Annotated in this window: 24 protein-coding genes and 1 pseudogene; 15 read left to right on the forward strand and 10 right to left on the reverse strand. The window is 69.0% G+C overall.

The window, feature by feature from the left end:
* Positions 1-50 precede the first annotated feature (50 nt).
* Entirely contained in the window at positions 51-1,373 is a 1,323-nt protein-coding gene (locus tag ACQ9ZG_RS15450; RefSeq protein WP_109915345.1) for a UDP-glucose dehydrogenase family protein, read from the forward strand.
* Positions 1,334-1,729 carry a MazG-like family protein gene (locus ACQ9ZG_RS15455; RefSeq protein ID WP_258312152.1) on the forward strand — a complete coding sequence of 132 codons (396 nt, stop codon included), beginning with the start codon at positions 1,334-1,336 and terminating at the stop codon, positions 1,727-1,729. Before ACQ9ZG_RS15450 ends, ACQ9ZG_RS15455 begins: the two co-directional genes overlap by 40 nt.
* Positions 1,730-2,398: 669 nt before the next feature.
* Here ACQ9ZG_RS15455 and ACQ9ZG_RS15460 read toward each other — a convergent pair.
* On the reverse strand, positions 2,399-3,346 hold the full coding sequence (locus tag ACQ9ZG_RS15460) for a DUF4365 domain-containing protein (protein ID WP_181398230.1): 948 nt from the start codon (positions 3,344-3,346) through the stop codon (positions 2,399-2,401).
* 818 nt (positions 3,347-4,164) lie between these two features.
* On the opposite strand from ACQ9ZG_RS15460, the gene ACQ9ZG_RS15465 reads away from it, so the two are divergent.
* Positions 4,165-4,686, forward strand: coding sequence for an SLATT domain-containing protein (locus ACQ9ZG_RS15465; protein ID WP_109917026.1), 522 nt, complete (start codon positions 4,165-4,167; stop codon positions 4,684-4,686).
* A gap of 2 nt (positions 4,687-4,688) precedes the next feature.
* Positions 4,689-5,567, forward strand: coding sequence for an SMODS domain-containing nucleotidyltransferase (locus tag ACQ9ZG_RS15470; RefSeq protein ID WP_146225843.1), 879 nt, complete (start codon positions 4,689-4,691; stop codon positions 5,565-5,567).
* A gap of 108 nt (positions 5,568-5,675) precedes the next feature.
* Here ACQ9ZG_RS15470 and ACQ9ZG_RS15475 read toward each other — a convergent pair.
* A pseudogene (locus tag ACQ9ZG_RS15475) lies at positions 5,676-5,877 on the reverse strand (DNA-binding protein); the annotation flags it as partial.
* Positions 5,878-6,502: 625 nt separating this feature from the next.
* Between ACQ9ZG_RS15475 and ACQ9ZG_RS15480 the strand changes: the two are divergent.
* The 8 genes from ACQ9ZG_RS15480 to ACQ9ZG_RS15515 all read left to right on the forward strand — a co-directional run bounded on the left by ACQ9ZG_RS15480 (position 6,503) and on the right by ACQ9ZG_RS15515 (position 15,310).
* The gene (locus tag ACQ9ZG_RS15480) at positions 6,503-7,249 is read left to right on the forward strand and encodes a hypothetical protein (protein ID WP_109917024.1); all 747 of its coding nucleotides are present in this window, start codon (positions 6,503-6,505) and stop codon (positions 7,247-7,249) included.
* A gap of 131 nt (positions 7,250-7,380) precedes the next feature.
* A complete protein-coding gene (locus ACQ9ZG_RS15485) occupies positions 7,381-7,629 on the forward strand; it encodes a type II toxin-antitoxin system CcdA family antitoxin (RefSeq protein ID WP_093811914.1) in 249 nt (82 codons plus the stop codon).
* On the forward strand, positions 7,626-8,027 hold the full coding sequence (locus ACQ9ZG_RS15490; protein WP_109917023.1) for a DNA-binding protein: 402 nt from the start codon (positions 7,626-7,628) through the stop codon (positions 8,025-8,027). The genes ACQ9ZG_RS15485 and ACQ9ZG_RS15490 overlap by 4 nt, the downstream gene beginning before the upstream one ends.
* 376 nt (positions 8,028-8,403) lie before the next feature.
* The gene (locus tag ACQ9ZG_RS15495; protein ID WP_109917022.1) at positions 8,404-8,835 is read left to right on the forward strand and encodes a hypothetical protein; all 432 of its coding nucleotides are present in this window, start codon (positions 8,404-8,406) and stop codon (positions 8,833-8,835) included.
* Entirely contained in the window at positions 8,832-9,476 is a 645-nt protein-coding gene (locus ACQ9ZG_RS15500; protein WP_109917021.1) for a hypothetical protein, read from the forward strand. Before ACQ9ZG_RS15495 ends, ACQ9ZG_RS15500 begins: the two co-directional genes overlap by 4 nt.
* A gap of 3 nt (positions 9,477-9,479) precedes the next feature.
* On the forward strand, positions 9,480-14,213 hold the full coding sequence (locus ACQ9ZG_RS15505; protein WP_109917020.1) for a putative T7SS-secreted protein: 4,734 nt from the start codon (positions 9,480-9,482) through the stop codon (positions 14,211-14,213).
* Positions 14,214-14,233: 20 nt separating this feature from the next.
* Entirely contained in the window at positions 14,234-14,722 is a 489-nt protein-coding gene (locus tag ACQ9ZG_RS15510) for a hypothetical protein (RefSeq protein ID WP_109917019.1), read from the forward strand.
* A gap of 378 nt (positions 14,723-15,100) precedes the next feature.
* A complete protein-coding gene (locus ACQ9ZG_RS15515) occupies positions 15,101-15,310 on the forward strand; it encodes a hypothetical protein (RefSeq protein WP_109917018.1) in 210 nt (69 codons plus the stop codon).
* A gap of 342 nt (positions 15,311-15,652) precedes the next feature.
* On the opposite strand, the gene ACQ9ZG_RS15520 is transcribed toward ACQ9ZG_RS15515, so the two are convergent.
* The gene (locus ACQ9ZG_RS15520; RefSeq protein ID WP_028415968.1) at positions 15,653-15,865 is read right to left on the reverse strand and encodes a DUF4287 domain-containing protein; all 213 of its coding nucleotides are present in this window, start codon (positions 15,863-15,865) and stop codon (positions 15,653-15,655) included.
* 172 nt (positions 15,866-16,037) lie between these two features.
* On the opposite strand from ACQ9ZG_RS15520, the gene ACQ9ZG_RS15525 reads away from it, so the two are divergent.
* Both ACQ9ZG_RS15525 and ACQ9ZG_RS15530 read left to right on the forward strand, forming a co-directional pair.
* A complete protein-coding gene (locus tag ACQ9ZG_RS15525) occupies positions 16,038-16,622 on the forward strand; it encodes a TetR/AcrR family transcriptional regulator (RefSeq protein ID WP_109917016.1) in 585 nt (194 codons plus the stop codon).
* An 86-nt stretch (positions 16,623-16,708) separates the two neighbouring features.
* On the forward strand, positions 16,709-17,470 hold the full coding sequence (locus ACQ9ZG_RS15530; RefSeq protein WP_109917015.1) for an SDR family NAD(P)-dependent oxidoreductase: 762 nt from the start codon (positions 16,709-16,711) through the stop codon (positions 17,468-17,470).
* Between the two features lie 427 nt (positions 17,471-17,897).
* Here the strand turns inward: ACQ9ZG_RS15530 and ACQ9ZG_RS15535 are convergent, their stop codons facing one another.
* The 4 genes from ACQ9ZG_RS15535 to ACQ9ZG_RS15550 form a co-directional block, all read right to left on the reverse strand.
* Complete coding sequence (locus tag ACQ9ZG_RS15535; RefSeq protein WP_109914069.1) at positions 17,898-18,317, reverse strand: RNHCP domain-containing protein; 420 nt, start codon at positions 18,315-18,317, stop codon at positions 17,898-17,900.
* A 26-nt stretch (positions 18,318-18,343) separates the two neighbouring features.
* Positions 18,344-18,715: an RNHCP domain-containing protein gene (locus ACQ9ZG_RS15540; protein WP_109914070.1), complete on the reverse strand. Its 372-nt coding sequence runs from the start codon at positions 18,713-18,715 to the stop codon at positions 18,344-18,346.
* A gap of 313 nt (positions 18,716-19,028) precedes the next feature.
* The gene (locus ACQ9ZG_RS15545; RefSeq protein ID WP_219995571.1) at positions 19,029-19,748 is read right to left on the reverse strand and encodes a response regulator; all 720 of its coding nucleotides are present in this window, start codon (positions 19,746-19,748) and stop codon (positions 19,029-19,031) included.
* Positions 19,730-21,229, reverse strand: coding sequence for a sensor histidine kinase (locus ACQ9ZG_RS15550; protein WP_499280680.1), 1,500 nt, complete (start codon positions 21,227-21,229; stop codon positions 19,730-19,732). Before ACQ9ZG_RS15550 ends, ACQ9ZG_RS15545 begins: the two co-directional genes overlap by 19 nt.
* Before the next feature lie 169 nt (positions 21,230-21,398).
* Here ACQ9ZG_RS15550 and ACQ9ZG_RS15555 point away from each other — a divergent pair, with 169 nt between their 5' ends.
* Positions 21,399-21,962, forward strand: a complete 564-nt coding sequence (locus tag ACQ9ZG_RS15555) for a VanZ family protein (RefSeq protein WP_499280681.1) — start codon at positions 21,399-21,401, stop codon at positions 21,960-21,962.
* A gap of 7 nt (positions 21,963-21,969) precedes the next feature.
* Here ACQ9ZG_RS15555 and ACQ9ZG_RS15560 read toward each other — a convergent pair whose 3' ends face one another.
* From ACQ9ZG_RS15560 to ACQ9ZG_RS15570, 3 genes are read right to left on the reverse strand one after another with little or no spacing between them, the layout of a single operon-like run.
* Complete coding sequence (locus tag ACQ9ZG_RS15560) at positions 21,970-22,617, reverse strand: hypothetical protein (RefSeq protein ID WP_109914034.1); 648 nt, start codon at positions 22,615-22,617, stop codon at positions 21,970-21,972.
* A gap of 41 nt (positions 22,618-22,658) precedes the next feature.
* Positions 22,659-24,242, reverse strand: a complete 1,584-nt coding sequence (locus tag ACQ9ZG_RS15565; protein ID WP_499280682.1) for an ATP-binding protein — start codon at positions 24,240-24,242, stop codon at positions 22,659-22,661.
* Positions 24,239-24,922, reverse strand: a complete 684-nt coding sequence (locus ACQ9ZG_RS15570; protein ID WP_109914811.1) for a response regulator — start codon at positions 24,920-24,922, stop codon at positions 24,239-24,241. The genes ACQ9ZG_RS15565 and ACQ9ZG_RS15570 overlap by 4 nt, the downstream gene beginning before the upstream one ends.
* Positions 24,923-24,937 lie beyond the last annotated feature (15 nt).

Below are 24,937 nucleotides of genomic sequence, written 5' to 3' on the forward strand. Positions count from 1 at the left end.
GGCCCGGACTCCCCTGGGCGGGCGAGAGGCAAGGAAAGGAGCGTCGACCCATGCGCGTATCCGTCATCGGCTGTGGTCACCTGGGCATTCCCCACGCCGCTGCCATGGCCGAGATCGGCCACGAGGTCATCGGCGTGGACCTGGACCAGGCGAAGATCGACCGCCTCAACGCCGGCGAGTGCCCCATCTACGAGGATGGCCTGCCCGAACTCCTCAGCACCCACACCGCCACCGGCCGCCTGCGGTTCACCACCAGCCTCGCCGAGGCGGCCGAGTTCGCCGACATCCACTTCCTCGCCGTGGGCACGCCGATCGACGCGGACGGGCGGAGCTACGACACCGGACAGGTCTTCGGCGCCGCCCGCGCCCTCGCCCCGCACCTAACCCGCCCGACCGTCATCGTCGGGAAGTCCACGGTCACCGTCGGCACCTCCCGCGACCTCGGCGCTCTCCTCGCCCGCCTCTCTCCGGCCGGTGAGGACGTGGAGGTCGTCTGGAACCCCGAGTTCCTGCGTGAGGGCCACGCCATCGACGACACCCTGCGCCCCGACCGGATCGTCGTGGGCGTGCCCTCGGCCCGCGCCGAGGACGCGGTACGCCAGGTCTACGCACCCCTCCTCGCGAACGGCATCCCGCTGTTCGTCACCGACCCCGCAACCGCCGAACTCATCAAGGGCGCCGCCAACGCCTACCTCGGCATGAAGATCTCCTTCATCAACGGTGTCGCCGACATGTGCACTGCCGCTGGAGCCGACATCCAGCAGCTCACCGAGGCCATCGGCCTGGACCCCCGCATCGGCCGCGGCGGACTCAACGCCGGCCCCGGCTACGGCGGCGGCTGCCTCCCGAAGGACGTCCGCGCCTTCACCGCCTCCGCCCACACCCTGGGCGCCGCCGAGGCAGCGACCATGCTGCGCGCGGCGGAGGAGGTCAACGAGTCCCGCCCCACCGCCGCGCTGAAGCTCATCGAGCAGACACTCGGCCGCCCCGTCGAGGGCGTCCGCATCACCGTCTGGGGCGCTTCCTTCAAGGCCGGAACCGACGACGTCCGGGAATCCCCGGCCTTGGCGATTGCAGCGCTCATGCACCAGCGCGGCGCGACCGTCACCGTCCACGACCCGCACGCCGTACCCACAGCACTGCGCCGCCACCCCGAACTCGACTACTGCGAAACCCTCGAAGACTCCGTCGAGGCGGCGGAGCTGATCGTCCTGGCCACCGAATGGCCCCACTTCCGCGAGGCCGACCCCAAGGCGCTCGCCCCACTGGTCGCTGACCAGGTCCTCGTCGACCTCCGCAACCTCATCGACGCCGATGCCTGGCGCATGGCCGGATGGACCGTACGCCAACTCGGACGCCCCGCACAGGAATAACCGAACCCATCGACCGGAGGTCCGACGTCGACGCCCTGTGGGACGACATCGAGAAGCTCTCTGCCGTCTGCCGAGCGGCCAGCGCCCATCTCCCCGACGAGGAGCTGAAAGCCCTTCAGGTCGGCAAGGTCGCCGAGGAAGCCGGCGAGGCCATGCACGCCCTCCACGGCCTGAAGGGCCTCACCACCTGCGGCGACGACCACACCTGGTCCGAGGTCCAGAACGACCTGGTCGGCTCCGTCATCGCCGCCCTCCTGGCCATGCACTACATCGACCCCACGAGCGCCCGCGCCACCTTCGACGAAGTTCTCCACCACCGCGCACGTAGGGGCCGTGAGGCCGCCACATCTGCCTGACAATCTCCGGTCCCGCCGTCGGCCGCTCCCACCAGGTGCGGTCGACGGCCATGTTCGGGCACGACCCACGCAGTGCCTGACTTCAGCGTGGTAGATCTTCCCTACTTCGTCAAGGAACCCAGCTTTGGTTGCGCCCACGCTCCTGCCTCCGGCCCGCTCGGCGCTGCCGCCGACGACGCGCGCCCACGAGAGATAGGTCCGGAGGGCATGAGACGAGAACCAAGCCCGCGGCTTCAAGATGATGCCTCCGGCGGGGCGCACAGACTCCGGGATGGGAGGGGCGCCGTACGCGAGTGCCAGCGGATTCGTGGTGAGCGTTGTGGGCTCCCATCCCGACCACCTTCGGCCCAGGCAGAGCCGAGCAGTCGCGGCCCAGAGCGTCAGAGCTCCGGCGCTGCGGGCTGGACATCGCCCTTAAGCGAGTGCTCGACCTCCAAGGCGTCACGTGCAAACCTGAGAACAAACGAACTGGCACATCGTCGTCCGTGAAGACAAATAGGGACGCCCGAACCGACCCAAATCACTACAGGGTGAGCTTCCACAAAATCCTGGCTGCACAGGAAGCACCGTCGATCCGCCGAAGGATAGAGATGGGCGTCGGGGGTTACCACCGACATTCTTGTCCTCTCAGTTCAGATGTTGCCGACATGAAGCTTTGGCCACCTTTTGCTATGTAGAGCGACGCTTCTTTCTAGCCACCTCGCGCTTGATATAAAATGTCAACAGGGTGAGCAAACCGAAATGAGAAATCAGAACACTAGAAACCACTAACGCCTCACCTATCCATTCTGACCCCCTTCCCTCATCATCCATCACGGGGATCCATAGGTAGAGTCCGCAAACAGCGATCAGCCAGTTCCCCGTCTCCTCCGGGCGGCGCCCCGCGCGCAACTCAAAGAAGATCGTAAGCGTCATCCAGGAGATAAAAATGTACAGGCTTCCTACAGTAAGGACGGGACTGAGATCCGTGTAATTTTTTACGTAACGCACCTGATAGGGCCACTCATACACCAGCAGGCTAGCAAGCAGAAAGAGGGGGCAAGTCTGAAGTATGAACCGCGCGACCCGCTTTGCCCATTGCTCGTGACGAAATAGCAGCTCTGCCCATCCCTCGAAGAGCGGGTTGGGTATATTGTTGGGATCAAGGCCGTCCAGCGCCCGGGAAACTGCGGCAAACGCTTCCTCTAGCGTGAATTCCCGCAGACGCATGCCGGTCGAGTCGATGTAAGACTCAATCGCGGAGATAAAATCAAGGATAGTCCCCGAATTCAAAAGGGAGGCTTGAGGGATACTTACGCGCTTGACGACACCCTTGGCGTTTTCGAGTGCAGCCGTCAGGTTTACCCAATAAAGTTTCCTCATTTCGAGATCATAGACAATACCCACGACGGGAATCTTGCTATTTTTCCAGTCCTCGTAATGATCGTCGATCGGAATGCTATAGCCCTTGGCGCGCTTATATTTCCTACCGGACTTCACCTGGATAGCGAGAACGTGCCCGGTTCGGCGCCCGTCTCTCGTCAGGAGGACATGCAAATCCTCGCCGTGGTCATTACCGCCTTCGATCTCTTGGACAATGTGATCATGATCTTCTAGCAGTGTCCGAACGGCGTTCACGCCAGCTCGCTCGATGCGGCGGTTTGGCCTAACCCGTGCCATGCTCCCCCCAAGGTCGCATCCACGATAACGACGGTCTGGCATGGGAAGTTGCGATCTCCGAAACTCCTCGGAGACTAGTTGGGCGGGGCCGCCCGCTGACCGGGACCGACCGGGGCGTCCCGCTCTTGTTGCGGTCGTCGCCAAGTATCGACCTGCACTCTTGAGGTGGTCGTCAGCGACCGTGCGGTACAGCAGCCGCCGCAACCCCAGCTGATCCATCTCAGTCACCACCGTTGCCGCGACCAGGTCGAGTGACCTCAGTGACCCTCGTGACTGTAGTTCGCATCAAGGGGCAACTCGACTGCCTTGTCAGTGCCGCCTTCTAGAGTGACCCCATCACCGGAGTCACCCTGGGGGATGTGTGTCCACCTGGCTTCTGAGCTGCACCCCGAAAGAATTTGGCCTTGAAGGGCACCGCCGCGACGGCCCCGTTCTGAGCGCGTGGACCGTAGTTCGCTACGTGAGTGAGCTGGCCGGCCGGCGAAGAGTTCGTGATGTGGGTGGGTGGCCCTCACGCCGGAGGGGTCGCATACGGTCGCTTCACCGGTCCCGCAGTGGAGGTCCGTAGGTCGGCCGCTCGACCGCCCCCCCCCCCCCCCCCCCCCCCCCTCAGACTGGTTCTGAGCGGCTGAGCATGCTGCACGCTGGCGGCCATGGCAAAACGTCACACCACATGCACACCGCTGGCCCACGGTGAACCCACCCGCCTACACTGGCCGGTTACCCCAGTTGCCCCATTCCCACTGCCACGCGGTTCCTGACCCAATGAGGTGTTCGTGTCACTGATTCCCAGCGGCCTCCCTGAGTCGCACAGGGGCATCGCGCAAGAAGCCGACCGCATCCACGAGAGTGCGTTGTGGAGTGCTCAAGGACAGTTCGAGCAGGCCAAGTTGTGGCGGCTCATCAACCTAATGCTCGGTGTCCCGGCAGCAGCGCTTGCCGCCATCTCTGGCGGAACTGCCCTCGGTGGCAACCTCGGTATCTGGCCGGGGGTGTTGGCCCTTATCTCGGCCGCGTTCAGCGCGACCCTGACCACCGTGAACGCGTCGCGTCGTATGACACAGGCGCAGGCGTCGGCGAACGCCTACCTTCAGTTGCAGACAGCCGCCCGACAGTTTCTCGCGATCGACCTGGTCGATATGAGCCGCGAGGACGCGCGAGACACCTTGCGCAACCTCACCAACACTCGGGATGAGCTTAACAAGACGTCAGACCCACCGGGCCGCCTGGCCTACAAAAAGTCCAGCAAGAACATCAGCGGCGGTGGCCAGAGCTACGCCACGGACGAGGGGGAGTAAAAATGGCAACGACCACCGTGGCCGCGTTCAACGAGTTCGACCTCAAGACGAAGCCCTCATCTGCCACCCGGACCAAGGTCTACGGACGCCGAGATGCAGTCGTGAACGTCATAAAGGCAGCATTTCCTGCCGGTAACGACATCCGCTATCAGTCCCACAAGATCATCGGCTCGCTCGGGCGGAACACCGCTTGCAATCCTGTCGATGACATTGACCTCATGGTCCATATGCATGTCGACCAAGACTTGTGGAACCGAAGATACCGATACAACTCCTCCGAGTTTCTGTATCGGGTGCGGAAGGTACTCAACGAAAACTCGCCCGTACGCAAGGTTGGCGCTCGTGGCCAGGCTGTGCGGTTCTTCTACGCCGACGGCTTGAGCGTGGACGTGGCTCCGGTCGAAAAATACACAAGTGGTGATTTCGGCATCCCTGATGGTGCGGGTAACTGGTTGACCACCAATCCCAATAAACACGAGACATACCTCGACGATCGCAACAACGCCTTGGGCGGTAACCTCAAGAGAGTCATCCGGTTCGCCAAGAAATGGAATAAGGCACACAGTTCGCGTCTCTCCTCCTTCCATCTTGAGGTGTTGGTTGCGCGGACGTACGGAACTCTGGGAAACAACTCAAGGGAAGCGCTGCGATTGTTCTTCGACTACAACCTCTACAATCTCTCCGTACAGGACCCCGCCGGGTTTAGCGGCGACCTTTCCACCTACTTGAGTTGGGCGAGCAAGGGTGCCGCAAATGACAGCCTGAAGAGTGCTCGGGATAGAGCGGACTTGGCATTGGCCGCTGAGAACCGGGGCGACCACCGTGAAGCCATCCGTCTCTGGCGGATCATCCTGGGCAATGACTTCCCTATGTATGGGTGACAACTCCCACATCGCTCTTTACGGCAACCTGCATGACCTCCAGCGACCGGACTCTCCAGAGCTACGGATCAGAAGGTCTCTGACATCCGCTGCTGAAATCAACCGCGCCGGACAGGGGCGTACATGGGCACCTATGCCGTCGCTGTAGAACGTCAGCAGGGCGACCGGTTTCGGCTGGCGCAGTGCGACCTCGGCGACAGTGGCGTCGATGGCGTACTTGTGTCCGTGGGGCCCAGTTCAAGCGTGGGATGTTGGTGCGGGAGGGTGCCGACGGCACCTCGAGTTCCGCGGTCATGACGGCCGGAGCTCCGCCCCGGGGCGCACTCGTGCGGCGACACGGGGCATGCAACTTGGTGGCCACCGCTGCACCGCCACCGCTCGTGCCCCATCCGTGCCCAGCAGAGCGGACAACAGCGGTCAGATACGGCTCTCAGAGACAAGGGGCCATCCACCTGCCCACTGCAAAACCCCAGTTCAGGCCCCCTCTGGCAGCCGAAGAACCGCTGATTCCCAAGCTCAGAGCGCGAGTTCGATTCTCGTCACCCGCTCCACGAAAGAGCCCCAGGCCAGCGGCCGGGGCTTCTTTGTCGTCTGGACCGGTTCGGGTATCTCGTGCCATGTCCGTGCCAGATGCCTGGTCATCCACGGCTTCACGCTGCCCCCCGCACGAGCAGGTCGAGGCCGGCCGCAAGCTCGCGCTGCCGCTCCAGGTGAGAAAGGCCGACAGAACGACGACCCGCATGCCCGCTTCCGACGTGGTGGCACCTTCAGCACGCCTGCCCGTGGCCGGCTCCGCGGCCCGCCTGGCACAGACGGTGAGATGTTCAGGTCGATGCCCTTTCACACAGTTGAGCCTCTTCCTGAGGGCCGAGAGGTCCGTCCGCACCGTCGTGAACCATGAGAAGTGCATCCGCCTTCTGGTCTAGGTTTTGCCTGTGAACCACAGCCGTTCCAACGCTGGCGCACCCCGCGAGCCCGACTTGCCGCCGTACCAGGTAGTCCTGTCGGAGACTGATTGGGGTTCGCTCGAGACGCCTTTCGGGAACGGTGAGGACCTCCCCGAGGTCCTCTCACGACTACTGACGCCCGACCCCAGGGTCCAGGTCAACGCCCTGTCAGAGCTAGGTGAGATGGTCGGCCACCAGAACACGATCTACGAAGCCACTGCCCCCGCCGCCATGTATGTCGCCGGCATCCTCACCCACCCGGCGGCTACGACCCCCCGGCCCTATCGCAACGTCCCCATCCGTGCGGCGCTGTTGAACTGGTTGGCGTCCACGGCCTACGACGCCTCCGACGAGATTGTGGGCCGCACGGAGCAGCACTTCCCTGACTTCCTCGCCCCCGGCACCATCGTGGCGTCCTTCCGAGATCTGCGCCCGATGCTCTATCGGGCCGTCTCGCCCTTCCTCCGAGACAGCCACGAGGACGTGCGCGAAGCCGCCGTTATCGCCGCGATCATCCTCGCCGAGCACCCCGCGTTCGCCGAACACCGCGATCACCTCGCCGTGCACGCGCGCTCCCTCCTGGACACCAGCGGCAACGGCCACAACCAGCGTGTTGCCCAGAAAGCACTCGAAGCGTGGGGCCACGACGCCCCGGGCTCCGAGCCTTTCCTGGAGGGGTCCTGGGGCTGGGAGCCACACAGTGATGGTCGCAGCTATCTCGAACCGCCCTTCTGACAGATGCGCGCATGGTCGGCGGGCTCGTACTCCCCGCGCTGGAAACCTCACCCTCCGGTCGTGAAACCTTGACCGGAAGAATCGGTGCCGCAAACCCAGCCCTGTCGCGCATACTCCAGTATGCTTGACGTATGTCCTCAACGACTCGCATCACCGTCACGCTCCCCAGCGACCAGGTGGCGGAGCTCCGCAAGCTCACGGACAACGTCTCCGGCTACGTGGCGGAAGCCGTCGCCCGCCAGATCCGGCACCAGCTTCTGGGCGACGATCTTCGCCGTCATGAGGAGGAGCACGGGCCTTTCAGCGATGAGGAGCTCGCCGAGGCACGCGGGAAGATCTTCGGCTCCGCCAGCACCTCCAAGGGCGCGGACGCCGCGTGAGCGAGCGCATCGAGACCGTCGTCCTAGACTCCGAGGGGCTCTCCGCCTGGATCGCGCAGGACCGCAAACTGCTCGCGATGCTTCAGGTCTTCCACGACATGGGAGCCGACCTGGTCATCGGGGCCAACACCATCGTGGAAGTGAGCCACTCCCGCACCAACATGCCTCGCCTGAACTGGGCCCTGTCCCGCGTCAAGGTGGAGCCCGTTACCGAACAAGCGGCAAAAGCAGCAGCGGAACTCCTCAAAGGTGCCGGACTGCACGGGCACAAGTACGCCATCGACGCGACGGTCGCCGAGGCCGCGCTCCGCCAGCCGAAACCCGTCGCCCTGCTGACCTCCGACAGCGATGACATGACCAAGCTCTGCGGCAACCAAGTCCGCATCGTCCCCCTCTGACCAGTCGGCCCGCCCGGAGGACCCGTCGCACTGCCGGCTCTCGTGCCCCATCCGTGCCCAGCAGAGCGGACAACAGCGGTCAGGTACAGCCTCCAGAGGCCATGACAATCCCAACTTCCTCGCAGGAAAGCGCAGGTCAGATCCCATCTGGTAGCCCAGGCGCCGCTGATTCCCAAGCTCAGAGCGCGAGTTCGATTCTCGTCACCCGCTCTTTCAGAAAGGCCCCGGTCTCCGACCGGGGCCTTCTTCGTGTTCGGCGGCGGTCCGTGGTGTGGAGGCTGTGGGGACGGCTGGAACCACGTGGTTGCGGGTGGACGTGGTGTCCTAGCGTGTGCGGAAGTGAAGGGCGACGACTCGCGTACGGGGGAGGCTTCCGGTGGGTGACGGGGCAGCGCTGGTGGAGCGGATAGCCGAGCGGAGGGCCGGGGTCGGTGACCCGAGGGCTTTGGTGGGTGAGCTGCGGCGGGCGTTGGTGCTGGTGCCGTTCGACCGTGGTGGGCTGTGGACCGCGGAGTTCGGTGGGGTGCGGTGGGTGTGCGGGTTCACCGATGAGGCGGCGTTGGGCCGGTTCGCGGAGGAGCGGGCTGTGGTGGAGGGGGCCGGGGTCGCCTCGCGGAGTTGGGAGTATGCCGTGTTCCGGGGGGCTCGGTTGCTGGATGAGGTCATCCCGGCCATGGGGGTCCCGGCCGGGGTCGCGGTGAACGTGGCCGACCCGGACGGGTCGATGCTGTTTCCGCCGGTGGTGGGAATCGTGCCGGATGCCGTCGCCGTCGACGCGGATGTCCCGGGCGAGGGGCAGCACCGGTGAGCGGTACGGGGGCGGAAGACCTCAACGTCGATCCGGTCAGCGTTCAGCAGATCACCAGCGGGCTGCGTGAGGCCGTTGCCGAGTTGAGGGAGATCGGTACCGGTACCGGCGCGGTGCTCGGCAAGGGGCTCTCGGACCTGTCGATGACCGGGATGGAAGCCGGTCACCACGGGCTGTCGGTGGACTTCGAGGACTTCTGCGAGCGGTGGGAGTGGGGCGTCCGCGCGCTGGTCCAGGACGCCAACGCCATCGCGGCGAAGCTGGGGCTCGCGGCGGGGATCGTGTGGGAGGAGGACCAGTACGTCCACGGGATGTTCAAGATCGCCGTGAACGCGGGTGTGGGGAATCCGCATGCCTCGGAAGACGAGATCGTCCAGCAGGACTGGGGCGATGTGTTCACCCCGGACTACCTGAGTCCGGACTACAGCCGCGAGTCGTTCGAGCGGGCATCGGACGAGGCCGGACAGACCTGGAAGGACACCGGGAGGGCGCTCGTCACCGAGGGGAACGGAGGACGTCAGGCGGACCAGCTGAACGAGATGTTCGGCGTGGACCAGGACGCGTTCGACCGGTCCGTGGACGAGGCGTTCGGGCCTTCACCGGAGGAGCGGGCCCAACAGCAGCAGGACGGGGGGAACTAGGCCATGGGGATCGGGGATTTCGTCCGGGACCTCACGCCCGATGTCGTCGAGGACGTGGTCGAGGACGGTGTCGAGTGGGTGGGTGACCGGGTCGAGGACGCCGGGAACTGGACCGGCGACCGGCTGGAGGGCGCCGGCTGGGAGTCCGGGGCGGACTGGGTCCGGGAGAAGTCCCGGTCGGTGGCGAACCGGATGGGCGCCGAGGTCGACGAGATGGACCTCGGGCAGACCGAGGACAAGACCAAGCTCATCTACGGCAGCCCGTCCGAGATCCGGTCCACCGCAACCCACCTCCGTAAGCTCCAGGGCGCGTTCGACAAGGTCGGCGGCGGGCTCAAGGGAGTGGACTCGTCCGCGCTCAAGGGTCAGGCGGCGGACGCGTTCCGCAACTCCGTATCGGTCGAGCCGCCCAAGTGGTTCAAGGCCGCCGACGCCTTCGAGAAGGCGGCCGCCGCTCTCGACGCCTTCGCGGGGACCGTGGAGTGGGCCCAGGGGCAGGCGCAGACCGCGATCGACAAGTGGAAGGCCGGGACCAAGGCGTCGGAGGAGGCCCGGGACGCGTACAACGAGAAGACGACCACGTACAACAAGGCCGTCGACGCCTACAACGCCAAACCCGCCGACGAGCGCGACCCCTCCACCCTGCCGCCCAAGCCGGGCACCTTCAGCGATCCGGGCACCGGGCGGATGAAGGAAGCCCAGGAGCTGCTCGCCGAGGCACGCAAACAGCGCAACACCGCCGCCGAGACTGCCCGCAAGGCCGTGACCGCGGCCCGGGACGCCGCCCCTCAGAAGCCGCGCTACGCCGAGCAGGCCATGGACGGGCTCGCCGAGTACCAGGTGATCAAGACCCATCTCGCGGGCGGCGTCGTCAAGGGCGCGGCAGGCATTCTGACCTTCGCGCGCAGCGTCAATCCCATGGATCTGTACAACATCACCCACCCCGCCGAGTACGGGCTCGCGCTCAACAACACCGCCGCCGGGCTCGTCCGGGTCGCCAACGACCCCTGGGGCACCGGCAAGCAGATGCTCGACGACTTCATGAAGGACCCCGCCGAAGGCTTCGGCCGGCTCCTGCCCGATGCCGCTCTCACCGTTGCCACCGGCGGCGCCGGGGCAGGCGTCAAGGGTGCGCGGGTGGTGAAGGAGGCCGCCGACATCGCCTCCGACGCCCGCAAGCTGGAGAACCGCTCACCCGAAGGAACCCACAACCGGCCTGACAGCGAGCGCACCAGCGGGGGAACCGACCCGGTCGACCTCGCCTCCGGCCGCATGTTCCTTCCTCAGACCGACGTGAGGCTCCCCGGCGTACTGCCCCTGACATTCACGCGTCGCTTCGAGTCCGGGTACACCGTCGGACGCTTCTTCGGCCCCTCCTGGTCCTCCACCGTCGACGAGCGCCTGGAGGTCGATGCCGGCGGAGTCATCCACGTCACCGCCGACGGCCTGCTGGTCACGTACCCGCACCCCGTGCCGGGGACGACCACGCTGCCGGACTCCGGGACCTCACGGAGCACCCTGAGCCGCGACGAGGCCGGCGACTACACCCTCACCGACCCCGGCAACCGTCTGACCAAGCACTTCGCCGCCCCTCACGGAGCAGAGCCCGGTCAGGACGGAACCGCCTGGCTCATCCAGATCGGCGACCGTAACAGCAACACCATCAGCTTCGATCGGGCCGACGACGGCACACCCCTGGCGCTGGTACATTCCGCCGGCTACCACCTCGTCCTGGCCACCGTCGAAGCGCGGGTCACCGGGGTGTCCCTGCGGGACAAGGACGGGGCGGCGCTCCCCGTCAGGTCCTACGGCTACACAGAGGGCAACCTCACGACCGTCACCAAGCCCTCCGGCGCCACCCTCACGTTCACGTACGACGACCACCGCCGGATCACGGCCTGGATCGACTCCAACCGTCGTCGCTACGACTATGCCTACGACGACCGCGACCGCGTCATCGCTGAAGGCGGCGAGCACGGACATCTGCAGGTCGTCATCGACTACAGCGAACCGGATCCGGCCACCGGCCACCGCCTGACCACGCTGACCAACGCGCAGGGGCACACCACCAGCTACTTCATCGACGGCCACTGCCGCGTCGTGGCCTCCACGGACCCGCTCGGGCACACCAGCCGCTTCGCGTACGACACGCACGGCAACCTGGTGTCCCGTACCGATCCGCTGGGCCGTACCACCTCCTTCATCCATAACAGCGAAGGGCGCCTCACCACCGTCGTCCGCCCCGACGGCAGCGAACTTCACAGCGAGCGGGACGCGACGGGTCTTCGGTCCACCTACACCCTTGCGGACGGCACCCGTTGGCAACAGCAGTTCGACGACCGAGGCAACCGCGTCGCGCTCACCGGCCCGTCCGGTCACACCACGCGCTACTCGTACGACAACCACGGCCGGTACGTCTCCGTCACGGACGCGCTGGGGGCCGTGACGGAGGTCCAGTGTGATTCCGCAGGATCCCCCCTCCGTGTGACCGATCCGCTCGGGGCCACGACCTGCTTTGAGTTGGATGCGTTCGGCCGTCCCGTACGGATGGAGGATCCGCTGGGAGCCGTCACGGAGTTCGAGTGGACGGCCAACGGCGAGTTGGCTCGACGCACGGGCCCCGGCGGTGTGTTGGAGAGCTGGAGCTATGACGGTGAGGGCAACCGTCTCACCCACACCGACCCCGCGGGCGGTACAAGCCGTTTCGAGTACACCCACTTCGACCTGCTTTCCGCCCGCACAGGACCGGACGGCACCCGCCACACATTCGTCCACGACGCCGATCTGCGTCTGACAACGGTCGTCAACCCGCAGGGCCTGGCCTGGTCGTACACCTACGATCCGGCTGGGCGGCTGACAGCCGAGACGGATTTCGACGGTCGCACCCTTGCGTACGGCGTCGACCCGGCCGGTCAGGTGACCAGCCGGACCGACGTGCTGGGTGGCAGGGTGGACTACGAGCACGATCTGCTGGGCCGCGTGATCCGCAAGAACGTGGCGGGAGAGATCACGACGTACGCCTATGACAAGGCCGGGCGCATGATCCGGGCCGCCGCCCCGCAGAGCGAGCTGATCTACCAGTACGACCGATCGGGCCGGGTCAAGACAGAAATGGTCGACGGTCAGGTCATGACGTACGCCTACGACGCCCGGGGCCGCCGCAGCCGCCGCGTCACTCCCACGGGGCGGCTCACGACCTATGGGTACGACGACGCGGACCGTCTCGCCCATCTCACCACAGACGGTCATCGGATCGCCTTCGACTACGACGCGAACGGCCGCGAACGCGAGCGTTCCTTCGGTGACATGGTGACGCTCACGTCGAGCTTCGACGAAGCAGGCCGTCTCTGTGCCGAGCGCTTCGTCAACGCCACCCGAACGCTCATCAGTCGCACTTACAGCTACCGGCCGGACGGACATCTCCTAGGTCTGGACGACACCGCACGTGGCGGGAGGTCGTTCCGGCTGGACGCGGCAGGCCGAGTAACCGCAGTCACCGCGGCGGACTGGAGAGAGACGTACGCGTACGACTCGGCCGGCAACCAGACGGCGGCTTCGTGGCCGCCGTCCCAAGCGGGCGGCGCAGCCAACGGCTCCCGCTCCTACGAGGGCACTGTCGTCACACGTGCGGGAGACACCCGTTACGAACACGACGCGCTCGGCCGCATCACCCTGCGGCAGAGGACCAGGCTGTCCCGGAAACCCGACACGTGGCGGTACACCTGGGACGCCGAGGACCGCCTCACGGAGGCCGTCACCCCGGACGGCACTCGCTGGCGCTACGCGTACGACGCGTTGGGGCGGCGTACCCGCAAGCAGCGGCTGGGCGACGACGGGCAGACCGTGGTCGAGGAGACCAGGTTCACCTGGGACGGCTTCACCCTCTGCGAGCAGACCACCACCTCGACGGACATGCCCCACACCGTCGCCCTGACGTGGGACCACCAAGGAGTGCGGCCACTGGCACAGAGCGAGCGCATCCTGGCCGGGGACGCCGCCCAGTCGACCATCGATCAACGGTACTTCGCCATCGTCACCGATCTGATCGGCGCACCGACGGAGCTGATCGACGAGTCCGGCGATCTCGCCTGGCGCACGCGGAGCTCTCTCTGGGGAACGACCACCTGGGCGAGGGACAGCACCGCTCACACCCCACTGCGCCTTCCCGGCCAGTACCACGATCCGGAAACGGGTCTGCATTACAACGTCAACCGCCACTACGACCCGGAAACCGCCCGCTACCTCACTCCGGACCCGCTCGGTCTCGGACCCGCTCCCAACCCGGTCGCCTACGTCCACAACCCCTATCGGTGGTGCGACCCGCTCGGCCTCGCCCCGTACGACCCTCTCCGCGAGGGCTACACCTCGTCACCGGGCTTTGAGAGGGACCCCTATCACCCTGACGTCGTCGAGAGGCGAATCGAGGGGAATCGCGAGCTTTACGGCGTCAAGGACCCTGACGCCAAGGGGATGATCGGGGCCAACGGCACGCAGATCACCAGCAAGACGTTGTGGAACCACGGGCCGTACCGGATCGACGTGGAAAACCCGGACCCCGGCGGACGACCGGGGCAGCTCCACTTCCAGGACCAGAGCAACAAGGGCGCGAAGTACCAGTACGACTTCGAGACCGGAAAATTCGAAGGGCTTCCACGCAGCGTCGAGAAAGCCGTCGGAAACAATCCGGGCTTCATCGCAGGGATCAGAAAGGGGCTCGCCGCACTCGGCGAGGGATAAGCATGCGGAGTAACCCTCGGATGCGGGAGATCCTGCGGACGACAGAGATCACCAACCTGAGCGATCAAGATATCCCCCCCATGTTCCGTGAAGTTGTGGAGCGCGGGTGGTCCGTCACAGCCGCCGGTGGGCGCGTACTGACCGATCTCCGTCCGGAAACATCTGGCACCTACGTCGACCGGCTCGCGGAGGAGACAACGATCAACGGGAGGGGAATGACCGACTACGACCTCCCGGCCGCACCGGGTGAACGCACGCCCCTTCTCGTCCGGAGATGCCTGGCGTATGCGTGCGCCTGCCTCAGGAAGGCACAGGAGGAGTTCCGCGACACTCAGGTCAAGGCGTATGTCTCCCTCTCCTTCGCCGATACCGAGGAGGCCCTGCTCACCTCGAACGTCACCTTCTGCACCCCTCTTCCTGATGTTCGCCCTTACGTCCCGAACCTGGAGACTGTGACGGACGCGGCCATCGCGGAGATCTCGCTGGAGGACTGCTCGGCTTGGTCATGAGGACCCCTTGCCCCTCTGCTCGTGCCCCATCCGTGCCCAGCGGAGCGGACAACAGCGGTCGGATATGGCTCCCAGAGACCGGGAGCCATTGATCTGCCCACCCCGAAATCGCATGTCGGAGCCTCTGCAGCAACGTAAGGACCGCTGATTCCCAAGCTCAGGGCGCGAGTTCGATTCTCGTCACCCGCTCCACGAAGAAGCCCCGGATCAGAGATCCGGGGCTTGCTCGTTGTTCGGCTCATCGCTCGGCCTGGGATGGTTCACCAGAGTGTGGCGTGACCGTGCCGTCGGCCATGCGGGGGGGGGGGATCGTCCGTAACCGTCTGCACGGCGGCGCCGTTGGCCGTGCGCAGCCATCCTTCCGGCCTGGAGGCGAGCATGCGCGTACGCACCGCCCTCATCACCACCGCCCTCGCGGCCACTGCCCTTCTCGGCAGCGCCGGCCTGGCGGCCGCAGCCGACCCCGAGCCGACCAACCCCCTCGGCCTGTCGAACGACGTGCCCCTCGACTTCGAGAACAATGCCGTGGGCACCCCGTTCGGCCAGTGGGATGCCCCCGAGTTCCACGAGCACGTCTCGGGTTCTTAGGGCGTCAGCAGACAGGGTCCGGCTTTCGAACAGGGGCCCTGTCTACGTCACTGCCTCTCTCGGGCGGATCCATCGGAGGCCGGCGGCGGGGTCGGGAGCTTGCGGACGACGGCTGTCGTACCACCAACCAGGTACCGGGACGCAGGCGTGGGCCGGCTGCGGACGTCGGCGTCGATGAGGCGAGCGACTTCTCCCTCGCGCAGACGACGGTGCTGTACTGCGGCCCCGAGGCGGCGGAATCGACCCGCCTGCGGGACCTCGTGGTCCTCGACGATCCTCCGGCGCTCCACCGGCTCGTGGCCCGACTGATCGAGGACTACGGGAATGGGTGAGCGGGTCAGGTCACCCGGCCTTGTCCTCGGCGAGGGTGTGGGCGACGAGGGCGTTGGCGTGGCCGTGGCCGAGGGCGTGTTCGGACTTGAGCCAGTTGACCAGCTCCATGTGCTTGGTCAGCGGGGAGGCGCGGATGAGGTCCTTCCACTCGGCGATCGGGCGGCCGTACTTCTTCTCGATGGACGGGAAGTAGCTGGCGGGGCCCTTCACTGCGTCGGTCATGAGGGTCTCCGGTTCCTGGTCGGGTCGTCGTCGGACGGGAGTGATGCTTCCTCGAAGGGGTGACCGGGAGGGGGAGGCGAAGTCATCTGTCGTGTGTGCGTGTTGTGGGTCACATCGCGTCTCCGTGAGGTTTTCTTGATCGATCGTTCTTGATTGGACTACGGTCCTCGGTGTGGCCAGGACCAAGGAGTTCGATCCGGATGCCGCGTTGCAGTCGGCCCTTGAGCTGTTCTGGCGGCGCGGTTACGAGGCGACGTCGATCGCCGATCTCGTCGAGCACCTCGGCATCGGGCGGGCCAGCATCTACGCCACCTTCGGGAACAAGCACGAGCTGTACCTGAAGGCGCTGGACCGGTACGCCGAGGGGCGGGACGCGGTGCTGCTCGACGAGTTGTCGCAGCCGGGGGACGCGTTGCCCGCGGTGCGGGCGGTGGTGCGGCGGTTCGCGGTGGAGGCCGGATCGGAGGACGTGCGGCTGAAGGGGTGCCTGGTCACCAACACGGCCGTCGAACTGGCCCCGCACGAAGCGGCGTCGGCCCGGCGGGTCGGGTCGAGCTGGGACCGGTTCGAGACGCTGCTGCACTCCGCTCTCGTACGGGCGCAGGCCCAGGGCGAGTTGGCCGAGGGGCGTGATCCGCGCGCGCTGGCCCGTATGGTGCTCGTCCTGCTGCAGGGGGTCCGGGTGGTCGGCAAGGCGTCCGGCGACACCGCCCGGGTACGGGACGCGGTCGAGCAGGCCCTGAGCCTGCTGGAGTGAGGGGCACACCCTGAGATGGAGGCCGTCTGCCCGGATAGTGGATCGATCAGTCCAGTATTTTGCCTCAGTCATAAGGAGTTCCGCTCATGAACCGCCGCTTCACCGGCAGGACCGTCCTCGTCACCGGCGCCGGCTCCGGTCTCGGCCGCGCCATCGCGCTCGCCTTCGCCGCCGAGGGCGCCTCCGTGGTCGCCGCCGGCCGCACCGCCGCCTCCCTCGACGAGACGGTCCGGCTCATCGAGGCGGGCGGTGGTGGAGCCGCTGCGGTCACGGTGGACGTCACCGACTCCGGGCGGGTCCGTGATCTCGTACGCGAGAGCGTCAGCCGCTTCGGCGGGCTCGACATCGCCGTCAACAACGCCGGGATATTCCGCGGCGCCGGGCCGGTCGGGGAGGTCAGCGAGGAGGACTGGGACGCGGTGCTGCGGACCAACGTCACCGGTGTCTGGCTGGCCATGAAGCACGAGATCGCCCATATGAAGGAGAACGGCGGTGGTGTCATCGTCAACATCTCCTCCAACCTCGGTGCGCACCTGCGGATCCAGAACGCCGCCGCCTACATCACCTCCAAGGCCGCCGTCTCCGCCCTGACCCGGTCCGCCGCCCTCGACCACATCCACCAGGGCATCCGCATCAACGCGGTCAGCCCGGGGGCCTCCGCCGCGCCCATGTCCCTGCTGCCCGGCGAGACCGAGGCCGAGCGCGCCGAGCGGGTGAAGTCGGAGAACCCCCTCGGCCGGGTCGCGGAGGCCGAGGAGGTGGCGGCCGCGGTGCTCCACCTCGCCTCGGACGCTGCCGGTGCCGCGGTCGGGACCGACCTCGTCGTCGACAGCGGTGCGTCCGCCTGACGGCCCGGCCTCCATGGGGTGTCGGTGGACCGTTACGCCACCGTGCCGAGCCGGGCGGCGCCATCGGGTCGGTGCCGCGGCCCGGTAGCTGGTCGGCCGCGCCCGGTGGCTGGTCGGCCGCGGCCCGGTGGCTGTCCCGCCGCTTCCGGTGGCCGGTCGGCCGTCAGGGTGGTTGTCGGGCCGCCGCCTCCTCTCGGTGGCCATCTCGCCGCGCCCGGTGGCTGTTCGGCTGGTAGGCGCGCCCGGTGGCCGATCGGCCGCGGCCCGGTGGCCAGCTCGCCGCTTCCGGTGGCCGGTCGGGCCGCCCGACGTGGTTGCCGGACCGCCCCGGCGGCCGGTCGAGCCGCTCACGACCGTGGTCGGGGCCCTTCCGGCGCGGGGCCCGGGCGCGGGGAGTGCGGCTGCTCGCCCCGCGCCCGGGCCCCGCTCACAGGGTGAGCAGGGCGCGCCCGGCGGCCGTGGCGTCGGCGAGGGGGCGGAGGGCGAGGCGGACCAGGGCGAGCGGGTTGTCGTCACCGGCGATGCGGTTGACGCTCAACTCGCCGCAGGAGACGCACTCGTGGATGATCATCCACTCTCCGTCCGGGCGGACGGACAGCCCCAGCGCCTCCATCCGGCCACGGCAGTCCGCATCCCGGTCCCCGGGTATCCGGCGGTCGACGTGCAGGCTGGCCAGGCAGGTGGGGCAGTGGTTGCGGTGAGCGGTGCCGGGGGCGGTCAGCGGGACGTCCAGACGGCAGGACGCGCACCGGAAGTCGGCGGCCCGGTGGCCGCCCCGGGCGTGCAGGACGTCCTTGTGGCGTTGCGGGCGCCGGGACCGGCCCCGGCTGGTGTTACGGCGTGACATGGCGGTGTTCCCTTCCGGTCGGGCGGTCAGAGAGTTCCGAACGCTTCGAGCGGGAACGGCGGTTGGGCCAGCGGCCGGACCGCCATGCGCATCAGGATGAGCTGGTTGTCGTCGGTGCGGACCGGGTTCGAGGTCAGTTCGTCGCAGCGTACGCAGCGGTGGATCACCATCCAGTCCCCGGTGCGGAGCACGGCGATGGCGATCGCCGGCATCCGGCCCTCGCAGTCGCTCGGGCCGCCCTCGACGTGGTCGAGGACATGCCGGGAGTGCAGGCAGGACGGGCAGTGGTTGCGCGGCTCGCCGTCGGCGGCGTACGCGGACACGGTCAGCCCGCACCACGTGCAGGCGAAGGTGGTGAGGCCGAGGGCGGTGCTGGTGCGGTCGGTGTGGCTGGACACCCGGGGTGCTCCTTGCTGGGGAATGGGTCATGACAGCAAGAGCAGGCCGAGTGGCCTCGGTTCAGGGCACCGGAGGGCACGTCCGGCAGCGGCCCCCCGGACGACGGGCGGGCAGCGGGAAACGGCGGACGGTTACGCGGTGCGGTGAGGCGCACTCGGCGCGGGCCGGGTCATAGAACACCCTCTCCTCCGGGGCGGAGAGCCCGGAGATGTACGGAATCCGGTGGAACGAGGTCCGAACGCTAACAGCGTGCCCCTCGGGGGCGTCAACGGAGTTTCCGCGGGCCGACGCCACGGCGCCCGCCCATCCTGGTCAAGTCCCTTGTCCCGCAATCCCGTTGCGCCACGCCCAGGCCGCGGTCTCCACCCGGTTCCGCGCGCCGAGCTTGGCCTGCACGTTGGTGAGATGGGTCTTGACCGTGCCCACGGTGATGGAGAGGGCGGTGGCGATCTCGGCGTTGGTCAGCCCCTCGGCCAGCAGCACGACCACCTCCCGCTCGCGCGGTGAGAGGTGGGCGGCGCCGGGCCGGGCGGCAGCGGCCCCCGGGGCGGAAACGGAGCCCGGGGCGGGAGCGGAGCCCGGGGCGGGAGCAGCCGTACGGAGCCGCCTCAGCAGCCGTACGGTGATCGACGGGCTCACCAGGGAGTCACCGGCCGCCGCCGCCCGGACCGCCTCGGCCAGCAGGCGGGGGCCGGAGTCCTTGAGGATGAACCCGGCCGCCCCCGCCGCCACCGCGCGGGTCAGGTAGTCCTCGTCGTCGAAGGTGGTGACCATCACGACCTGCGGCCGGTGCGCGGCGTGGGGCCGGGTGAGGTGGCGCAGGGCGTCCAGCCCGTCCAGGCGGGGCATGCGGATGTCCATGAGGACCACGTCCGGCCGGTGCGACGCGGCCAGTTCCAGGGCGTGGAGGCCGTCCCGGGCCTGGGCCACCACCTGGATGTCGTCCTCGGCGGAGAGGATCATGGCCATGCCGGTGCGGACGATCTCCTGGTCGTCGGCGAGCAGCACCCGGATCACGGGCCGTCCCTCCACGCGCTCTCCAAGGGGATCCGGGCGCTCACCCGCCAGTGGCCGCTGCTGTCCGGGCCCGCGCGGAAGACGCCGCCCTCGGCGGTGACGCGTTCCTCCAGGCCGATGAGACCGTACCCCGCCGTGGCGGATGCGTCCGGACACGATCCCGGCTCACCGCCCGGGAACCCGTACGGCCCCGCCCCCGTCCCCGGCTCGCCGCCCGGCCCCGCGTCCAGGTTCGGGAGCCCGTACGGCCCCGCACTCTCACCCGGCTCACCGCCCGGCCCCGCATCCCGGCTCGGGAGCCCGTACAGCCCCGCACCCTCGCCCGCACCCTCGCCCGGCCCCGCGCCCAGCCCCGGGAGCCCGCCCAGCCCACCGCCCGGCCTCACGTCCACGCCCGACCCCCCGCCCCCGCCGGGGCCCGAGCCGTCGTCGACGACGGCCAGGTCCACCGTCCCGGCCAGGGCCCGCAGCGTCACGGTCACCTGGCGGGCCTCCGGGGCGTGTTTGCGTACGTTGGTCAGCGCCTCCATCGTCACCCGGTGCACGGCCGCCACCGCCGCCGCCGGCAGCCGGTCGACGGGGCCCTCCTCCGCCAGGCGGGCCGAGCCGCCGCCGGGCAGGGTGAAGGCGGCGACCAGGGTACGGAGCCCCGCCACACCGTCCGCGGCGGGCTCGTCCCCCGGGGCCGGCCCCGGCGCGAACGCATCCTCCGCTCGGAGCCCGCTCACCATGTGCCGCAGGGCCCGCAGCGCCTCGGAGCCCGCCCGTTCGATCTGCCCCAGCGCCGAGACGGCCAGCTCCGGCCGGGACGCGGCGACGACCTGGGCGCCCTGGGCCTGCACCACGATGCCCGTCACATGGTGGGCCACGAAGTCGTGCAGGTCCCGGGCGAAGGCGAGCCGCTGCTCCAGGCGCACCTGCTCGGCGTGGCGCCGGCGGTCGAGAGCGGCCAGCCGGGCGACCAGCGCCCCGATCAGCCCGGCGCAGACGGCCACGGTGCAGAACACGGCCAGGATCAGCCCGTTCTCCGTCACCCGTACGGCCACCGGCCGCAGGACCACGGCCAGGCAGAGCAGGACGGCCGCCCCGGCGGCGGGCCGGGCGGCCCCGTACCGGACGGTGAGGACCAGCACCACGATGAGCGCGGCGAGCTCGAAGAGGGTGTAGGCGTCCGCGTGCCCCGCCGACGACCCCGGCCGCTGCGCCACCGCCCGCATCCACGCGTCGCACCCGAGGGACCAGGCCCCGGCCAGCGCCCCGGCCGCGGCCACCACCCGCGGGTCGCCGCGCCACCGGCGTACGGCCATGAGCGACAGCGCCGCCACGGGCGCGAGCGCCGAGAGCCGGACCTGGAGCGCGAGGGAGGAGCCGAAGACACCCGTGCGGTGGTCGGCGGCCAGGGCGAGGAGCAGCGCGGCCCCGACGAGGACGACACCGACGCGGAACAGGGCACGGCGCGTCCGGGAGGAGCCGCGGCCGAAGTGCGGGGAGTGCATGCCCGCAGCGTACGTATCCGGGGTGAGCGGGCCCCTCTGCCGAAAGTCGTAGGGCGGCGGGGCCGGCTCCGTCCTTCGGCAGATCCGCGACCGTGTCCCGCGCGGACAGGATCGCCCCACGACGATCCGCCCGGGGCCGGCAGGTCCCCCCACCTCACACGGACTCCCCATGGACTTCCAGTACAAGATCCCCACCGTCGCCGTCCTCGGACCGGCGCTCCTCCTCTTCGCCCTGGTGGCTCTCGTACGCCACCGGCGCGACGCCCCCGGCTGGCGCGGCGGCCCGCTGCTGCTGCGGTGCGTCACCGCGCTCTACGCGGCGGCGGTCGCCTCGCTCACCCTCTTCCCGCTCTGGATCCACGGCGGGGCGTACCGCAACGAGGCGGAGTGGATCGGCCAGATCCAGCCGGTCCCGCTGCTCCTGGCCGACATCACCATGGTCCCCAACGTGATCATGTTCCTGCCGCTCGGCTTCCTCCTGCCGCTGCTGTTCCCCCGCATCACCCGGGGCCGCACGGTCCTGGCCTGCGCCCTCGTCAGCCTGGGCATCGAGGTCACCCAGCTGCTGCAGTACATCGCATTCGCCAATGGCCGCGCCGTCGACGTCAACGACCTGATCGCCAACGCCCTCGGCGGCCTCCTCGGCTACGCGGTCCTGGGTGCCGCCCGGCGCGCGGCCGCCCCGCGCGCCGCGCTGGAGAGGGTCTCCTCGCCCGCCCGCACGCACGGCTGACCGGCCCTCACGGCGGGGTGGCCCCCGCCGGGTCCGGGGTCCGCGTGGGGGCGTTCCCGGGGGTGCCGGAGCCGGTGAAGTCGACCGACGCGAGGGGGCAGGTGCTGGAGCGGGAGGTGCCGTCCCGGCCCTCCAGCTCGACGACGAAACGCCCGGCCGGGTCCCGGCTGAAGGCGATCGTGCAGCTCAACTGGTCGACGGCCGTGGCGTCCAGGCCCTTCAGGGCGATCGGGAGGCGGACCACGATGCGGTCGGCCGCCACGAGCGTGACGCCGACCTCTCCGCCGGGACGGGGGGCGGGGAGCGCGGTGGTGAGACCGGCGGCCCGGTCCGGCCGGCCGGGACCGGCGAGCAGCGCCGTGACGACCTCCTCCGTCGGTACGGGCCCGGGGCCGCGGGGGGCGGTGTACTCCTCCCCGAACGCCACCGGGGGCCGGACCGTCCGGATCACGGGCCGCACCGCCCCGTCGGGGGCGCGGAAGAAGAGCATCATGTCGTCCTCGCGGTTGTAGAACGCCTCGACGGTCGCCGGGCCGCCCGCTTCGATGACGTCGGTGCCCCGGATCCCGCAGCCGCCGAGCAGCGGGAGGGCGACCACCAGGACGGCTGCCGGTGCCGCCCAACGCCTTTGCGAACCACCGCTGTTACGCCCCATCGCCCGCCCCCTCCGACCAACGCCCGCGCGCACCGCTGCTGTTACGCCGCATCGTCCGTCCCCTCCGCCCGGAGCGGGATCGCGACCGTGAAGACCGCCCCGCCCTCCGGCCCGTTCCCCGCGCGGATCGTTCCGCCGTGCAGCAGCACGTTCTCCGAGGTGATCGCGAGGCCGAGCCCGCTGCCCGCCGAGCGGGTACGGGCCGCGTCGGCCTTGTAGAAGCGGTCGAAGATGTACGGGATCGCCTCGGGGCGGATGCCGGGGCCCCGGTCCGCCACCTCCACGGTCAACACCGTCGCCCCGGAGGAACGTTCCTCGGTGCGCAGCCGTACGGTCACCGGCGCGCCGCCGTGCCGCAGGGCGTTGCCGACCAGGTTGGCGACCACCACGTCGAAGCGGCGCGGGTCGAGCCGGGCCCGGATGCCGGCGGGGAGGTCGGCGCGGATCCGGTCGTCCTCGTGCCAGTGCCGGTTCTGGAGGGTCTTGCGGATGGCCTCGGCCACATCGACCTCGTCGGTGTTCAGCTCGGCCGCGCGGGCGTCGAAGCGGGAGATCTCCATCAGGTCCTCGACGAGCACCGCGAGCTTCCCGGTCTCCGCGCTGACCAGCCGGACCGCGCGGGCGGTGTCGGCGTCCAGGTGGTCCGCGTCCGCGCCCTCGTCCAGCACCTCGGTGACGGCGAGCATCCCGGCGAGCGGGGTGCGCAGTTCGTGCGAGACGTCGGAGGCGAACCGGCGGGCCCGCGCCTCCGCCTCCCGCAACTCATGCACGGAGTCCTCCAGTTGGCGCGCCGAGCCGTTGAAGGTACGGGCCATGTCCGCCAGTTCGTCGTTGCCGCGCACCGGGATGCGGGTGTCGAGCCGGCCGCTGCCCATGCTCCGGGCCGCCTGGCTCAGCTCCCGTACCGGACGCAGCACGCTGCGCGCGGCGATCAGCCCGGGGACCAGCGCGACGGCGAGACCGGGCAGGGCTCCGTCGCGGGCGGCCGTGAGGAGGGCGTCGACGTTGACCTGCTCGTCGGTCATCCGCATGACGGCGTACAGCACGAGCCCGCTGGGCAGCACGCTGTACGGCCCGGTCCTGAAGACGGTCGGCATGGCGATCGTCAGATAGGGGACGCCGTCCTTGACGACCCGCTCGAAGTGGCCGTACGGGTTGGCCAGCGCGGCGCGGCGCAGTTCGGGGGTGACGACGGTCGAGACGGGGCTCTCGCCCGAGGAGACGCGGACCGAACCGTACTCGGCGAACACCACCCACGGGCGCGGCTTGCCCTTGCGGGCGAGGTCGCGCAGGAACTGCTCCATCCCCTCCCGCTCCTCCCCCTCTCCCTTCAGGGGCAGGGCGAAGCCCGTCTGCTGGACGTGTTCGCGGAAGGTCGAGACCGCCGTGTCCTGGGCGGTCTTCAGCAGCGCGCTGCGGGCCTCCCGGTAGGTGAGCGTGGCCGTCGTGCCCGCGCTGACGGCCGCCACCAGGAGGAAGGCGGCCAGCAGCCGGGTCCGCAGACCGAACGCCCGCACCCGCGAACGGGGCCGCCGGGCGCCGGGCGTGCGGGCGGACCGCGTGCGGGCGCCCGCCGTACGGGCGCCGGACGGAGCACCGCCCGCCGGACGGGCCTCGGTGCTCACAGCGGTCCGAAGCGGTAGCCGAAGCCCCGCAGCGTCTGGACGTACCGGGGGCTGCCCACCTCGTCCTCGACCTTGCCGCGCAGCCGGGCCACGCAGGCGTCGACCAGCCGGGCGTCCGCGTGGTACGTGTGCTCCCAGACGTGTTCGAGGAGTTGCTGCCTGCTGAACACCTGCTCGGGGGCGGCGGTCAGGTGCAGCAGCAGCCGCAGCTCCGAGGGGGCGAGCGCCAGCGGGCGGCCCGCCTTGGAGACCGTCAACCCGACGCGGTCGATGGTGAGTTCGCCGTACGCCTCGATGGCCGGGCGGCCCGGACCGCTGTCGTCCATGCGGCGCAGCACGGCACGGATGCGGGCCTCGATCACCTCCGTACGGGCCGGTTTGACGATGTAGTCGTCGGCCCCGGCCTCCAGCCCGACGACCACGTCGAAGTCGTCGCCGCGCGCGGTGAGCATGATGATCGGCAGCTGGCTCTGCTCGCGGACCCGGCGGCAGACCTGGACGCCGTTCATGCCGGGCAGCATCAGGTCCAGCAGCAGCAGATCGGGGCGGAACTCGGCCAGCGCCGCGAGTCCGGCCTCGCCGGTGGCGGTCGCCCGGACGTCGTGGCCGCGGCGGCGCAGCCCGAGTTCGACCCCTTCGCGTACGGAGGGGTCGTCCTCGATGAGGAGCACGCGGGACATCGGTGGTTCTCCCTG

The organism is Streptomyces araujoniae (assembly GCF_050871195.1).
Taxonomy (GTDB): Bacteria; Actinomycetota; Actinomycetes; order Streptomycetales; family Streptomycetaceae; genus Streptomyces; species Streptomyces bacillaris.

Bases quoted from the DNA above. Each gene is read 5' to 3' on its own strand.
- ACQ9ZG_RS15450 (WP_109915345.1), top strand. From the start codon at position 51: ATGCGCGTATCCGTCATCGGCTGTGGTCACCTGGGCATTCCCCACGCC.
- ACQ9ZG_RS15455 (WP_258312152.1), top strand. From the start codon at position 1,334: ATGGACCGTACGCCAACTCGGACGCCCCGCACAGGAATAACCGAACCC.
- ACQ9ZG_RS15470 (WP_146225843.1), top strand. From the start codon at position 4,689: ATGGCAACGACCACCGTGGCCGCGTTCAACGAGTTCGACCTCAAGACG.
- ACQ9ZG_RS15485 (WP_093811914.1), top strand. From the start codon at position 7,381: ATGTCCTCAACGACTCGCATCACCGTCACGCTCCCCAGCGACCAGGTG.
- ACQ9ZG_RS15505 (WP_109917020.1), top strand. From the start codon at position 9,480: ATGGGGATCGGGGATTTCGTCCGGGACCTCACGCCCGATGTCGTCGAG.
- ACQ9ZG_RS15510 (WP_109917019.1), top strand. From the start codon at position 14,234: ATGCGGGAGATCCTGCGGACGACAGAGATCACCAACCTGAGCGATCAA.
- ACQ9ZG_RS15515 (WP_109917018.1), top strand. From the start codon at position 15,101: ATGCGCGTACGCACCGCCCTCATCACCACCGCCCTCGCGGCCACTGCC.
- ACQ9ZG_RS15520 (WP_028415968.1), bottom strand. From the start codon at position 15,865: ATGACCGACGCAGTGAAGGGCCCCGCCAGCTACTTCCCGTCCATCGAG.
- ACQ9ZG_RS15530 (WP_109917015.1), top strand. From the start codon at position 16,709: ATGAACCGCCGCTTCACCGGCAGGACCGTCCTCGTCACCGGCGCCGGC.
- ACQ9ZG_RS15535 (WP_109914069.1), bottom strand. From the start codon at position 18,317: ATGTCACGCCGTAACACCAGCCGGGGCCGGTCCCGGCGCCCGCAACGC.
- ACQ9ZG_RS15550 (WP_499280680.1), bottom strand. From the start codon at position 21,229: ATGCACTCCCCGCACTTCGGCCGCGGCTCCTCCCGGACGCGCCGTGCC.
- ACQ9ZG_RS15555 (WP_499280681.1), top strand. From the start codon at position 21,399: ATGGACTTCCAGTACAAGATCCCCACCGTCGCCGTCCTCGGACCGGCG.
- ACQ9ZG_RS15560 (WP_109914034.1), bottom strand. From the start codon at position 22,617: ATGGGGCGTAACAGCGGTGGTTCGCAAAGGCGTTGGGCGGCACCGGCA.
- ACQ9ZG_RS15570 (WP_109914811.1), bottom strand. From the start codon at position 24,922: ATGTCCCGCGTGCTCCTCATCGAGGACGACCCCTCCGTACGCGAAGGG.